10 protein-coding genes are annotated in these 14307 nt (G+C 66.8%); 4 read left to right on the plus strand and 6 right to left on the minus strand.

From position 1 onward, the window contains the following. The first annotated feature begins 145 nt into the window (after positions 1-145). Positions 146-1048: an aldose 1-epimerase gene (locus tag QGN32_RS09630; protein ID WP_326548344.1), complete on the plus strand. Its 903-nt coding sequence runs from the start codon at positions 146-148 to the stop codon at positions 1046-1048. Here QGN32_RS09630 and QGN32_RS09635 read toward each other — a convergent pair. The 6 genes from QGN32_RS09635 to QGN32_RS09660 form a co-directional block, all read right to left on the minus strand. Continuing rightward, positions 1045-1431, minus strand: coding sequence for a heat shock protein transcriptional repressor HspR (locus QGN32_RS09635; protein ID WP_326548345.1), 387 nt, complete (start codon positions 1429-1431; stop codon positions 1045-1047). The two genes, QGN32_RS09630 and QGN32_RS09635, sit on opposite strands and share 4 nt — an antisense overlap. Beyond that, entirely contained in the window at positions 1431-2609 is a 1179-nt protein-coding gene (gene dnaJ, locus QGN32_RS09640) for a molecular chaperone DnaJ (protein WP_326548346.1), read from the minus strand. Before dnaJ ends, QGN32_RS09635 begins: the two co-directional genes overlap by 1 nt. 150 nt (positions 2610-2759) lie before the next feature. Then, complete coding sequence (gene grpE / locus QGN32_RS09645) at positions 2760-3392, minus strand: nucleotide exchange factor GrpE (RefSeq protein ID WP_326548347.1); 633 nt, start codon at positions 3390-3392, stop codon at positions 2760-2762. Beyond that, positions 3389-5248: a molecular chaperone DnaK gene (dnaK, locus tag QGN32_RS09650; RefSeq protein WP_326548348.1), complete on the minus strand. Its 1860-nt coding sequence runs from the start codon at positions 5246-5248 to the stop codon at positions 3389-3391. The genes grpE and dnaK overlap by 4 nt, the downstream gene beginning before the upstream one ends. Positions 5249-5434: 186 nt before the next feature. After that, complete coding sequence (gene mgtA / locus QGN32_RS09655; protein WP_442791803.1) at positions 5435-8062, minus strand: magnesium-translocating P-type ATPase; 2628 nt, start codon at positions 8060-8062, stop codon at positions 5435-5437. 107 nt (positions 8063-8169) lie between these two features. Further along, positions 8170-10542 (minus strand): lysylphosphatidylglycerol synthase transmembrane domain-containing protein, encoded by a 2373-nt coding sequence (locus tag QGN32_RS09660; protein WP_326548349.1) that lies wholly within the window; start codon positions 10540-10542, stop codon positions 8170-8172. Positions 10543-10709: 167 nt separating this feature from the next. Between QGN32_RS09660 and QGN32_RS09665 the strand changes: the two genes are divergently transcribed. From QGN32_RS09665 to QGN32_RS09675, 3 genes are all read left to right on the plus strand, one after another. Beyond that, positions 10710-13079 (plus strand): heavy metal translocating P-type ATPase, encoded by a 2370-nt coding sequence (locus tag QGN32_RS09665; protein WP_326548350.1) that lies wholly within the window; start codon positions 10710-10712, stop codon positions 13077-13079. A 122-nt stretch (positions 13080-13201) separates the two neighbouring features. Then, complete coding sequence (locus QGN32_RS09670) at positions 13202-13678, plus strand: DUF2231 domain-containing protein (RefSeq protein WP_326548351.1); 477 nt, start codon at positions 13202-13204, stop codon at positions 13676-13678. A gap of 79 nt (positions 13679-13757) precedes the next feature. Then, positions 13758-14228 carry a DUF5709 domain-containing protein gene (locus tag QGN32_RS09675; protein WP_326548352.1) on the plus strand — a complete coding sequence of 157 codons (471 nt, stop codon included), beginning with the start codon at positions 13758-13760 and terminating at the stop codon, positions 14226-14228. The last annotated feature ends 79 nt before the right edge of the window (positions 14229-14307 follow it).

The raw sequence follows: 14307 nt of genomic DNA on the forward strand, positions 1-14307 counted from the left end.
GGGCCGCGGGGGATTTCGTCCAGCTGGCGGCGATCGTCTCCGACTGAGCCGCGCCGGTTGTGAAACCCTGGCGGAAAACTGTGCAATATTTCGCCGAGGTTTCACACTCGGCGACTGGGCTCGTGCGGCATGCGACGATCGTCAGGTGGTCGACTTCGAAACCGTCACGTTGCGGGACCCGTCGTCATCGCTGACCGCGTCGTTCGTCCCGGCCGCCGGCATGGTGGGCACCTCGCTGGCCGACGCGGGTGCCGAGTTCCTCGGCCAGCGCCGCGGTTTGACCGCCTACGTGCACAACGGCAAGACGATGGGCATCCCGATCCTGTATCCGTGGGCGAACCGGTTGAGCGCGAACACTTATGAGGTCGACGACACCGTCGTCACCCTGGTCCCCGGAGCGGGCGGTGTGCGGACCGACGAAAACGGCGCGCCGATCCACGGCGTGCTCGCCGCCTACCCCGGCTGGGAGGTCAGCGCACGGACGGACAACAGCCTGACCGCCGTGCTCGACTACGGTCGCGACGCACAACTTCTCGCGTCGTTTCCGTTCCCGCACTTGCTGACCCAGCATGTGACCCTCGCCGCCCGAACGCTCACCGTCGAGACCACGGTCGCGCCCACCTCACCGGTGTCCGTGCCGCTGTGCTTCGGCTACCATCCCTATCTGAAGATCCCCGGGGTCCCCCGCGAGGAATGGACGTTGAGCACCCCGCCGATGCGGCACCTACCGGTAGACGACAAGGGCATCCCCACCGGCGCTCACGAGCCGTGGCCGGGCGGGGCCGAGCAACTGAAGACCACCGCATACGACGACGGCTTCGACCGGGTACCCGCGGGGGCGGTGTTCACCCTCGCCGCTGGTGAACGCCGCATCGGCGTGACATTCGGAAGTGGCTATCCCGCAGCGCAACTCTTCGCACCCACCGACGACGACCTGATGGCCATCGAGCCGATGGCCGCCCCCACCGACGCGTTGCGAAGGGGCGGATACCGAAAAGCGGCCGCCGGCAGGCCGGAGACCGCTCGGTTCTCTATCACGGTGGTCTAGCGCTTGGTTCGCGGCTGCCAGACCACGACAGCGGTGCTCTTCGGCATCACGGCGAGATCGCGGCGCGGTGCTCCGCGCAGCGCGTCCACTTCCTCGCTGAGCTCACGTACCCGCGCCTGGAGCGCCTCGACCTGGTTGGTCAGCTCGATGATGCGCTTGATGCCCGCGAGGTTGACGCCTTCGTCCTGGCTCAGCCGTTGCACCTCACGGAGCAGATCGACGTCGTGCTGCGAGTAGCGCCTGCCGCCTCCCGAAGTGCGTTGCGGGCGCACCAGACCGAGCCGGTCGTAGGTGCGCAGTGTCTGCGCGTGCATGCCGGCCAACTCTGCGGCGACCGAGATCAGGAAGGTGCGGGCCTCGCCGTTGGGCCGTTTCGCTGCCATCACGCACCTGCCCATCCGGCCCGCGGATCGAAGCCGCTGGCCCGCTCGGCCTTCGCATAGGCTTCCAGCGCCTCGTTGGCCTCACCCTCCAGGTTCGGCGGAACCGCCACCTTGACGGTCACCAGCAGATCGCCATGTCCGCCCGAGCGTTTCGGCACCCCGCGTCCGCGCACGCGCAGAATCCGCCCGTCCGACGTGCCCCTGGGCACCCGCACGCCGACCTTTCCTTCCAGCGTAGGCACCGAAAGCGTTGTTCCCAATGCCAATTCATGGAAGCTGACGGGGACGGTGACGGTCAGATCATCGCCGTCCCGTCCGAAGACCTTGTCCGGCCTTACGTGAACGGTGACGTACAGATCGCCCGACGGTGCCCCGCGTAGACCCGCTTCGCCCTGGCCGGCCAACCGGATCCGCTGGCCGTCCTCGACGCCCGGCGGGATCCGCACGTTGATCGTGCGTGTTCGCGTGGTCACGCCCGTGCCCTTGCACTCTTGGCAGGGGTGCTCGATGATCGACCCGCTGCCGCGGCATTCGGTGCACGGCTCGGAGAATCCGAACGCGCCCTGGTTGCGGTTGATCACACCGGACCCGTTGCAGTTCGGGCAGACCTTCGGGCTGGTGCCGGGGCGCGCTCCGCTGCCATGACAATTCGTGCACGGCGCGGGACTGGTGAGCCGCAACGGCATCGCCACGCCCTTGGTGGCCTCGAGGAACGACAACTCGGCCTCGGTCTCGAGGTCGTTGCCGCGGCGCGGCCTGCTGGGCCGCGGCTGCTGAGCGCCGCGTCCGAAGAGTCCGCCGAACAGATCGCCGATGTTGGCGCCGCCGGTTTGCCCGGCCGCGTCGAAGAGGTCGTTCAGATTGAACTCGGCCCCATCGCCGCCGCCGAATCCGCCGAAGCCCCCGCCACCGCCGAACCGGCCGCGGCCGAAACCGCCGTTGGCGAACAAGCGCCGGGTCTCGTCGTACTCCTTGCGCTTGGCCGGATCGGTGAGCACCTCTTTGGCCTCGGACACGGCCTTGTACCGCTCTTCGGCCGCCGAGTTGCCCGGGTTGCGGTCGGGGTGGTTCTCCGCGAGCAGCTTTCGCGCCGCCCGCTTGATGTCCTGTTCGCTGGCGTCGGAGGAGACGCCGAGTTCCTTGTAGAAGTCCTTCTCGACCCATTCACGCTGAGCCATACCGCGCCACCTCCTTCCGCTCTTGTAGGTTTATCGCAGTCTCATTCCGATTTTGACGGTTGCCGACGAATCGTGTCGCATTCGGTGCTCCCGCCGACTCGAAGGTGGCGCGGAAGCCGCAGTTCTCGGTCATTCCGCGCCACCTCCGCATCACTCGGCTTCCGCGGCCGGCGAGTCGCCGGCCGCCTCCTCCGGCACCGTGTCGACTACACCGACCATGGCGTGGCGCACGATGTGGTCGCCCACCTTGTAACCGCGTCGCATCACGGTGCCGATGACGGGGTGAGTGCCCTCACCCTCATGCTGGACGGCCTCGTGCAGTTCCGGGTCGAAGTCGTCGCCCTCGACGCCGAACCCCGAAAGACCAAGGCCCTCAAGCACACTGACGAGCTTGTCAGAGACAGCCTTGAACGGACCGCTCTCCAGGTCGCCGTGGCTGCGGGCGCGGTCGAGGTCGTCGAGGATCGGCAGCAGCTGCGTGATCACCGAAGCCTTCGCCCGGTCGGTGGCGACCTGCTGATCCCGCAGGGCACGCCTGCGGTAGTTCGCGAAGTCGGCCTGCACCCGCTGCAGATCGGCGAGCAGTTCGGAGGCCTTATCGGCTTCCTCCGGGCTTTCACCGGCGAACTCGCTGCCCGACGCCGGCCCACCGGGGCTGGATGTCGCCGCCCCAGCGCCTCCGGGGGCCGGCCCGGAACCTGCTTCTCTCACTTCACCGGTGACCGGATCGATGCGCCGTTTGTCGGTGACGGTCACCGGCTCGTGCTCATCGTGTTCGGTCACGGGTTCTCCTTGTCGTTGTCATCGTCGACGACCTCGGCGTCCACGACGTTGTCGTCCGCCGTACCGGCGTCCGCACCGCCGCCTGCCGCCTGCTCGGCCTGGGTGGCCTCGTAGATGGCCTGGCCGAGAGCCTGCGACTCGACGCCGAGCTTCTCCATCGCGGACTTGATCTCACCGATGTCGGTGCCTTCCAGCGCCTTCTTGGCATCGGCGATCGCCGCGTCCACTTTGCTCAGCGTGTCTTCGGACACCTTGGATTCGCCCTCGGCACTGCGCTGCTCGGAGACGAACTTCTCCGTCTGGTAGACCAGCGACTCCGCCTGGTTGCGGACGTCGGCCTCCTCGCGACGCTGGCGGTCCTCCTCGGCGTGCGCCTCGGCGTCCTTGATCATCCGGTCGATCTCTTCCTTGGACAGGCCGGAGCCCTCCTGGATGCGGATCGTGTTCTCCTTGCCGGTGCCCTTGTCCTTCGCGGTCACGTGCACGATGCCGTTGGCGTCGATGTCGAACGTGACCTCGATCTGAGGCACGCCGCGCGGAGCCGGCGGGATTCCGGTCAACTCGAAGCTGCCGAGCAGCTTGTTGTGCGCGGCGATCTCGCGCTCACCCTGATAGACCTGGATCTGCACCGACGGCTGGTTGTCGTCGGCCGTGGTGAACGTCTCCGACCGCTTGGTCGGGATCGTGGTGTTGCGCTCGATCAGCTTGGTCATCACGCCACCCTTGGTCTCGATACCGAGGGACAGCGGCGTGACGTCGAGCAGTAGTACGTCCTTCACCTCACCCTTGAGCACGCCGGCCTGCAGCGCGGCGCCCACCGCGACAACCTCGTCCGGGTTGACGCCCTTGTTGGGCTCCTTGCCGCCGGTCATTTCCTTGACCAGTTCGGTCACGGCCGGCATGCGGGTCGAGCCGCCAACCAGCACCACGTGGTCGATTTCGGACACCGAGATGCCGGCATCCTTGATCACCTGCTGGAACGGGTTGCGGGCACGGTCCAGCAGATCCTGGGTGATGCGCTGGAACTCGGCGCGGGTCAGCTGCTCGTCGAGGAACAGCGGGTTCTTTTCCGCGTCGACGGTGATGTAGGGCAGGTTGATCGAGGTGCTCTGGCTCGAGCTCAATTCGATCTTTGCCTTTTCGGCGGCCTCACGCAGCCGCTGCATCGCCATCTTGTCCTTGGTCAGGTCAATCCCGGAAGTGCCCTTGAACTTGTCGACCAGCCACTCGACGATCCGGTCGTCCCAGTCGTCTCCGCCGAGGTGGTTGTCACCGCTGGTGGCACGCACCTCGACGACGCCTTCGCCGATCTCCAGCAGGGAGACGTCGAACGTGCCGCCACCGAGGTCGAACACCAGGATCGTCTGTTCCTTGCTGCCCTTGTCCAGGCCGTAGGCCAGCGCGGCCGCGGTCGGCTCGTTGACGATGCGCAGCACGTTGAGCCCGGCGATCTGGCCGGCTTCCTTGGTGGCCTGGCGCTGGGCGTCGTTGAAGTAGGCGGGCACGGTGATGACCGCGTCGGTGATGTCCTCGCCGAGGTAGCTCTCCGCGTCGCGCTTGAGCTTCTGCAGCGTCCGGGCGCTGATCTCCTGCGCCGTGTACTTCTTCCCGTCGATCTCCACGGACCAGTCGGTGCCCATGTGCCGCTTGACCGAACGAATGGTCCGGTCGACGTTGGTCACCGCCTGGTTCTTGGCGGGCTGGCCGACCAGCACCTCCCCGTTGCGCGCGAAGGCGACGACGGACGGCGTGGTGCGGGAGCCCTCGGAGTTCGCGACCACAACGGGATCGCCACCCTCCAGTACCGCGACGACGGAGTTGGTGGTCCCGAGGTCGATTCCGACCGCACGAGCCATGTTGGTTCCTCCTGAGTAGTCCTGCTAGGGGTCACGGGTGCACTGCACTCGTTCGGGCTGAGTACACCGCACTCAAGCCTGCGCCGACGAACCTTATCCTGTCAACCAGACTTGAGCCAGATGCACTCAACTCTCGAAGGGGTCAACGGCGGCTGTGGTCGGTTTGTTCCCGCCCTGCGCGGCCAGTCACCGAGCTCCGGCGGCGGGGTGACTGAACCTGGCGGCGCGGCGGTGGATGCGATGCGTGGTGCCGCGAGTCCGGTACGGCGCCCCGAAGAGTCTGATCGGTTCGGCGTAGAACAACTTCTTGGCCAGTTCGACCAGCACCAGATAGGTGACGACGAATATGGCCAGCACCGCGTAGAACTGCCACGGCAGCGGCGTGAACCCCAACGGGCGAGCCAGCGGCGAGATCGTGAGCACGACGCCCAGCCCAGCCACGACCAGGCTGGTTGTCGTCACAAGCCCACCGGGCCGGCTGCGGAAGAACGGCACCTTGCGGGTCCGGATCGCGAAGATGATCAACGTCTGAGTGGCAAGGGATTCCACGAACCAGCCCGTGCGGAACTGGACGACGCCCGCCTGCAGGACGCCCAGCATCAGTCCGAAGGTCAGGAAATCGAAGAAGGAGCTGATCGGGCCGAAGACAAGCATGAACCGACGGATGAAGGAGACGTTCCAATGTGACGGCGCATGCAGTTGTTCATCGTCTACGCGGTCAGTGGGGATGGCCAGCTGCGAGCTGTCGTAGAGCAGGTTGTTGAGCAGGATCTGACTGGGCAGCATCGGCAAGAACGGCAGCAGGGCCGAGGCCGCGGCCGCGCTGAACATATTGCCGAAGTTGCTCGACGTGCCCATCAAGACATATTTGATGGTGTTGGCGAAGATCCGACGGCCCGCGGCGACACCGGTGGCGAGCACCCCCAGATCTTTTTCCATCAGAACCACGTCGGCCGCGTCCTTGGCGACGTCCGTGGCGCTGTCCACTGAGATGCCGACATCGGCAGCGTGCAGGGCCAGCGCGTCGTTGACTCCGTCGCCGAGAAAGCCGACCGAGCGTCCGGTGCGGCGTACCGAGGCGATGAGTCGCGCCTTCTGCTCGGGCGAGATGCGAGCGAAGATGCTGTGGTCCTGCGCAGCCCGAGCGAACTCGGCGTCGTCAAGTGGTTCCAGCTGGGAGCCCGTGATCGTGCCCTTGGAGGCCAAACCCAGCTCTTCACAGACCTTTTCGGCCACTCGAGGATTGTCACCCGTCGCGACCTTGACCTCGATACCCAGTGCTGCCAGCTGAGCCAGCGACTCCCGGGCGGCGGCTTTGGGTTCGTCAGCGAAGACCAGGAAACCGGCCAACACCAGGTCACACTCGTCGTCGATGGTGATCTCGGCCAGTCCGGGTGCGGCCTTGCTCGCCACGGCCACCACCCGGCGTCCGGCGGCGAACAACGCTGCCAGGGTGCGGTCGGCTTCCGGAGGCGTTGTCCGGCAGCGCGCCAACACTTGTTCGGGCGCGCCCTTGACCACCAGCAGGCGTTTGCCGCCGTCATCGACCAGAGTCGATGCCGCCCTGCGATCATGGTCGAACGGCAACGTCGCCAACTGCACCGCGGCGCGCACGTATTGCGCGGCAAGTGGCGCTTCCCACAGCGCCGCATCGAGCGGATTGGCGCTGGCCCCGCCCGATGCCGGATCCACGTCGGTCGCCAGGAGCCCGAGTCGCAGAACCGAATCACTGTGCGCGCCCGCCGCGTCGACCGTGTCGACCAGGCTGATACGGCCTTCGGTCAAGGTTCCCGTCTTGTCGGTGATCAGAATGTCGATGTCGCCAAGGTCTTCGATGCAGACCAATCGCTTGACCAGTACCTTGAGCTTGGCCAGCTGGCGTGATCCGGTCGCCAGGCTGGTGCTGACCACGGCCGGCAGCAGTTGCGGGGTGATACCGACGGCAATCGCCAGCGAGAACAGCACGGAGTCGATCACCGGTTTGTGCAGCAGAAGGTTGCTGATCAAGATCAGAAACGTCAGTGCGACCGCTACCTGCAGCAGCAGGTACGAGAACCGGCGTAGCCCGACCTGGAACTCCGTTTCGGGTTGACGTTCCCCCAGACCACCCGCGATTCGGCCGAATTCGGCATCGCCGCCAGTGGCGTACACCACCCCGGTTCCCTCGCCGGCGCTGACGATCGTGCCCATATATGCCACATCGGCGCATTCGGTCACCACCGTGCCGGCTGGCACCGGCCGCGGCGACTTCTGCGAGCCGGTCGACTCGCCGGTCAGGATGCTTTCGTTGCATTCCAGTCCACTGGTGTCGATCAGGCGCACGTCGGCGGGCACAGCTTCACCCAGCGACAGCCGAATCACGTCCCCAGGAACTATATGGGTGACGTCAAGCCGAACGAACTGACCGTCGCGGCACACCAAGGCCGTGTGACGCATTTGTGAATGCATTGCGGCAGAGGCTTTTTCAGCACGGTACTCATTGACGAAGCCGAGTCCGACGCTGACCGTCAGGATTGTGCCGATGATGATCGCCTGCGTGCTGTCGCCCAGGAAGAACGACACGACGGCGGTGCCTGCCAAGAGGATCAGCACCGCGTTGCGCAACTGACGCCCGAGCACCGCCAGTGCATTGACGTGATGGGTGCGAATGGCGTTCGGGCCGTGGTGCTCCAACCGCGCGCTTGCTTCCGCATGCGACAAGCCGTCCGCCGACGTATGCAACCAGCCCAACACTGTGTCGGCTTCAGCGGCAGCCACCTGCTCCGCGGTGAGCGCAGGACTCCGCTCCTGACCCGCCTTCGAGGTCACCGCCACGGCACCGCCTCCGAAATCTTACGACCGGTCGCAGATCTCACGCCGACATCGTGCGCGACAGGGATAGCCGGGGCATAGGGCGAAAAGGCCCCAAATTCACCGGGACACTAAATCAGGTCGTTGGCGGTGAGCCACCGCATCACCGCCCAACCCACCAACACAGGCAGCCAACAGGTGAGTATCCGGTACAGCAGCACGGACGGAACGGCCACCGCCGCAGGCATTCCGAAGGCCGCGAGCCCGCCGATCAGCGCGGCCTCGACCGCGCCGACGCCGCCCGGTGTCGGTGCGGCTGATGCGAGGGTGCCGCCGATCATCGTGACGACGGTGACGGTTACGAAGGTGGCGCCGCCGCCGACCGCCTCGATACTGGCCCAGAGCGCCAAAGCGCCACCGAGTGTCGTTGCCGCACAGCCGAGCACGATGATCGCAAGCCGTCTGGGTTCTCGAGCCAGTGCGAGCAGATCACCGATGACGGCGGTCAGCCGTGGGCGCACCGCCGTGCCGAGCCAGCGCCGCAGCCTCGGAACGGCCATGAGCACGCCGATGACGCCGAGTAGCAAGCCTGCGATCAGAAAGAGCACGGCGGCCCTGGGAACGAAGTGCGCCAAGTCCGCCGACGTGCCGGCCACGACGCTGAAGAAGGTCAGCAGCCCGATGTGGGTGACCACCTGTGCCGCTTGTTGCAGGGCCACCGCCGCGGTGGCGTGCACCGCGCTGAGGCCGCCGTTCTTCTGCAGAAAACGCGCACTCAGCGCCAGCCCGCCCACGCCGGCCGGGGTCGTGATCGCCGCGAACGTATCGGCGGCCTGCAGGACTGCCAGACGCCAGAAGCGCACCGCTTTTGAAGCGCATGCCCACAGCGCCGCCGCGGCACCGACATACGTCAAGAGCGACGCCGCGAGCCCGAACGAGGCCCACCACCAGTTCACCGTCTTCAACTCGCTGAAGAACGTCGGCAGTGCGCTGATGAACGGGTACGCGACGTAGACGAACGCGATCAGCAGCACCAGCTGGATGACCTGGCTCCGGGAGAATCGGGTGATCGTCAGCGGTGGAATCCGCGGCACGCCCGTCTGGCGCATCACCTCGTTGCGGACCGCGGACGTCGTGGCGTCGAAGTCGACGACAGCCTGGCGGATTCGCCTCGGCAACGCGAACTGGGTCAGTCGTCCCGAGGCCGCCAGCACCGCGTCCTTGCCGAATGCGGCGAGCGCCGCCCCGACCGTTGACTGCGCATCCCCCAGTTTGCTTGTGGTGAGCAGGAGTTGGGCTATATCCGACTGGAATTGCGCGTCGGTCGAGCCGAGCTCGGCGTGATGGAGACCACCGAAGCGGGCGGAACCGCCTTCGAGCGTGATCTCACTGGCACGTAAGTCGCCGTGGGATATCTCTCGGCGGTGCAACACATCGAGCGCTTCCCACACCGCAGTCACCGCAGACGTCCCCGAGGCTTCGGTGATGGGGGTGCCGGCGGCGGACGTGTGCGCGTACATCATCCACCCTCGCTGGAGCGGGGCAAATGCCATCGTGTGGATATTCGCAACACCGGCAGCCGCGACGGCGATGGTCATCAGTGCGCGATGTTCGACGACACGGTGCAGGGAGGCTTGCAGCGGTGAGGTTTCGTCGGCACGAAACCGCAGCGATCGCCACACGTGCCGCAGCGCTCCCCCGCTACTTTGATTGGGTCCGTACATCTCGACAATGGCCAGCGGAATTGGTCCATCAGATTTCGTCGCGAGAACCAATGGACCGGGGCCGGCGTGCCGCAGCACGGTCAGTCCAGTCACGAGGAATCCGCGTTTCGCCATCGCCTGGACGGCCTCCTCCAGAGGAACCACGAGCGCGGGCGTTCCGACCACCAGGACGGCCAGTGCTCCGACCAACCACCCGACAGCGAGGCCCAGCAAAGACTCCGCCGGCACCACAGCGCTGACGGCAAGATGCACCGGCCCGAACGCCAGAAGCAAGGCCCACCCGAACCGCCCCCAGCGTCCGGACAGCCAGGGCCCCGAGACCGTCAAGACCGCGGTGACCATCGCGATCCACCGCGGATCATCGAGGAATTGCGGCACCACAGTGCCGAACCCGTCGAGGCGCCGGCGCGGCCCGGAGTAGCCCGTTCCCCCGAACGACAGCGCGAGTACGGCGATGAGCCCCGCACTCGCACAGGCCGCAAGGATCTTCCAGCGACACGCGACAAGGAGGTTGACCAGGATCGCTAGCGGCAAGGCCAGTACAGCGCCGCCGTACACCAGGTATAGACGCACAGACCAGTCGGGCGTCTGCACCCCCACAATGTCCGATATGGAGCGCTCGAGGCCGGCCATCGAACCGTCTGGAATCACCGCGGAACCCGTGACAACCGTCGCCAGGATCAACGTCGCCACCACGAGCCGGAGCATGTCGTTGCTTCGTCTGATCCGCGGCTGGACCAAGCTGCCCGACACGGCGACCTCGCGCCCGTCAACTCGCATGTCTGAACGGCCCGCTCACTGAGTTCCTCCAAGCCACGGCACCTTCGAGGTTCGACGGCCGGGCGCCAGGGCCATAGGGCCTTTTGGCCCGGGTCCGTCGGGACTTTCACCGCAAAGGTGGCCGAAGCCGCTATACCACGACGGTCCATACGAGCACCATGGTTACCGTGGGACAAGAGTCTGCGGGCGACGCACGTTGGCGATCGCTGCGCGAACCGCTCCTGGTGATAGTGACCGTTGCCGCGTTGGCGGTCGGCGGCGTGCTGTGGCTGATCGGACAGCGCGGGGCGGCCGACGTCTGCTGGATCGCGGGCGCCGCCGCCGCCGTGGTTCCCGCGGTGCTGTGGGTGGTCTCGGCGCTGCGACAGGGACGCGCCGGTGTCGATGTGATCGCGGTGCTGTCGTTGACGGGCACTCTGCTCGTCGGCGAGTATCTCGCCGGCGCGCTGATCGCGGTGATGCTGGCGGGCGGGCGAGCCCTCGAAGCCGCCGCGGCGCGTCGCGCCTCCCGTGATCTGCGCGCGCTGCTCGAGGGTGCTCCGCGGTTCGCACGGCGGCGGGTCGGCGCGGAGGTCGGCGTCATCCCGATCACCGAGGTCGCGGTCGGCGACCTCTTGGTGGTCGGCCCGGGCGAGACCGTGCCCGTCGACGGACGCGTCGCCGACGCATTGGCGGTACTGGACGAATCCGTCCTCACCGGTGAATCCATCCAGGTGGAACGTCGCTTCGGCGAGCCGGTTCGCAGCGGCGTGGTCAACGCCGGCAGTTCGTTCGAGCTTCGTGCGACAGCGACGGCGGAGGACAGCACCTATGCGGGCATCGTGCGCCTGGCCCAAGAAGCGCGCGCGGAGAGCGCGCCGATCGTGCGGTTGGCCGACCGGTACGCGGCATGGTTCCTGCCGTTGACGCTCCTCGTCGCCGGCGGCGCCTGGTTGGCGACCGGGTCGGCGGTGCGGGCGGTCGCCGTCTTGGTGGTGGCCACCCCCTGTCCACTGCTACTCGCGGCGCCGGTGGCGATCGTCTCGGGCTTGTCGCGCGCGTCCCGCCACGGCGTGGTGATCCGCAGTGGCGGCGCGCTCGAGTCGCTGGGAAGTGCGACCACCTTGGTCTTGGACAAAACCGGCACACTGACGATGGGCCGCCCCGTCGTGGTGGGCGTGCTGACCGCACCTGGCCAAGACGCCGAGGAGGTGCTCCGGTTGGCGGCATCGGTGGACCAGATGTCGCCGCACGTGCTGGCCGAAGCGATCGTCACCGAAGCGATGACCCGCGGCCTGAAGCCCTCGCTGCCAACGGAAGTGGCGGAACAGGCCGGCCGCGGCGTCACCGGCACCGTCGACGGTCGTCACATCCAGGTGGGGAAGCTGTCAAGTGAGCTCGGTGACGCCGATTGGGCCCGAGCAGCGGTGAACCGGGCGAGCCTCGATTCGGCGGCGATCGCGTGGGTCTGCATCGACGGCGAGCCCGCCGGAGCGGTGTTGCTGCGGGATCCGTTGCGCCGCCATGCCCCTCGCACGGTGCGCCGACTGCGGTCGGCTGGGCTGAACCGCCTGGTGATGCTGACCGGCGACCGCGCCGAACCCGCACGCGAAGTCGCCACCGTGCTCGGACTGGACGAGGTCTACGCCCACCAGACCCCGGCCGACAAGGTCGCCGCCGTGCAAGATGAGAAACGACGGGCCGTCACCGTGATGGTGGGCGACGGCATCAATGATGCACCGGCGCTGGCGGCCGCGACGGTCGGTGTCGCGATGGGCGCCCGTGGCGCGACCGCGTCTTCGGAGGCCGCCGACATCGTATTGACCACGGACCGTCTCGATCGGCTCGCCGACGCAATGGACATCGCCAGGTGGTCGCGTCGGATCGCCGTGCAGAGTGCGGTGGTCGGCATGGCACTGTCGTTGGCGGCCATGGTGATCGCCGCCTTGGGCTGGCTGCCTCCGGCCGCTGGCGCGCTGCTGCAGGAGGGCATCGACGTGGCCGTCATCCTCAACGCACTGCGGGCACTGCGCGGCAACCCCGACGTCGAGGTCGAGCTGCCGGCCGAGACTGAGGACATGTTGCGGCGGTTCGCGGCCGAACACGACGAACTGCGCGACACCGTCGACCTCCTGCGCGACGCAGCAGACCAATTGGTCGCAGGGGCAGACCCGACCGCCATGGAGGCGGTGATGCGTGCGAATACGTTTCTCGAAGACCGGATCCTGCCGCATGAGGAGGCCGAGGAATTCGGGCTCTACCCCGCGCTGGCCAGTCCGCTCGGGAGTGGTGAAGCCACGGCGACCATGAGCAGGACGCACGCTGAGATTCGCCGGCTGTCCGACCGAATCGGCGCCCATGTCGAACTCGCCCGGGCCGGCAACGGCATACAACCCGAACAGCGCGATGACCTCCTTGCGTGCCTGTACGGCCTGCACGCCGTATTGCGGCTGCACTTTCTGCAGGAAGAGGAGAACTACTTCACGCTCGCCGAGGACGGACTTGCGACGGCTGCAGCAGAAGATGATAGCGAGAACCGTTGCGGATCAGGCGAATGAACGGTTTGTCCCTCCGGGTCGGTTGGGATACATATCGGACCGCCGGTCAGGGGCGAGTCGGTATCGCCCGGCGGCCAGGAAAGTGCGCTATCGTCCAGCGTCGAATCGAACCGAGGAGCGCAGTGACCGTAATCGCAGGCTTGCCTGCGCATGTTCTGTTCATCCATTTCATGGTGGCCTTGGTGCCGCTCACGGCCGTGCTCGAAATGCTGTGCGCTGTCTGGCCGGCGGCGCGCCGACGGCTTGTCTGGCTCGTCCTGACCCTCGCCGTCGTCACCCTGGTGCTGACACCGCTGACCGTCGAGGCGGGCCAGTGGCTGTACGACCGCGAAGAGAACCCCGGAGAGATCCTGCAGACGCACGCCGAGCGTGGTGAATGGATGATCTACTTCTCGGTCGCGATGGCTCTCGTTGCCGTCGCACTGGCGGTCCTCCCCAGGTTCGATGGACGGTCTGATCGGCGCCGCACGGTGGTCCGCGTTGCGACGATGTTGATAGCCCTCGTGGTCGGCATCTCGTCGATCGTCACGGTGGTGCGCATCGGTGATTCAGGCGCACGGGCGGTATGGGGCGATGAGCTGACCGAAGCCGACAGCTGACTGTCAACACACTCTGGCCCCGTACTTCGAGGCCATTCGGCCCTATGTGCCGGCCGGACCCCGCATCCAAAATCGTGACATGACCAGCTCATACGGGACGGGCCCGGCGTCGGGCCAGTACGACGAGGACGACGAGAACCAGCTTTCGTCCGAGGACACCCTTATCGACCGCGGCACCGACGACCTCCTCGACGAGGGCTATTCCCCGCCCGAGCGTCCCTGGGGGCGAGGCGCTTTCGGCCCGTCCGAGAGCATGGACCAACTCCTTGCAGAGGAAGAGCCAGATCCAATCTCGAGGCTGAATGTGTTGCTGGACGACGCCGAGCAGCAGCGCTCCGATGCTGCCGAGCGCGAGGCGGAGTTTCCCCGGCATGATGAGGTCGGTCGCACGCGGGCAGGCCGGCTGCTCGCACCCGACATGGGCTTCGGCGAAGACGACGAAGCGGAACTGATCGCCGACGATGTCGGTATCAGCGGCGGTGCCGCTTCTGCAGAGGAAGCCGCGATGCACATCATCGAAGACGAGGAAGAAGACGAACTCACCGACTGAGCGGACCCTCGTCACTCCCTACCTCGCTCAGGCGGTGACCCGTCGGGGCGCGCAGACGGCAAGGTGGCGGGTCATGTCT

This window comes from Mycolicibacterium sp. ND9-15 (assembly GCF_035918395.1).
Classification (GTDB): domain Bacteria; phylum Actinomycetota; class Actinomycetes; order Mycobacteriales; family Mycobacteriaceae; genus Mycobacterium.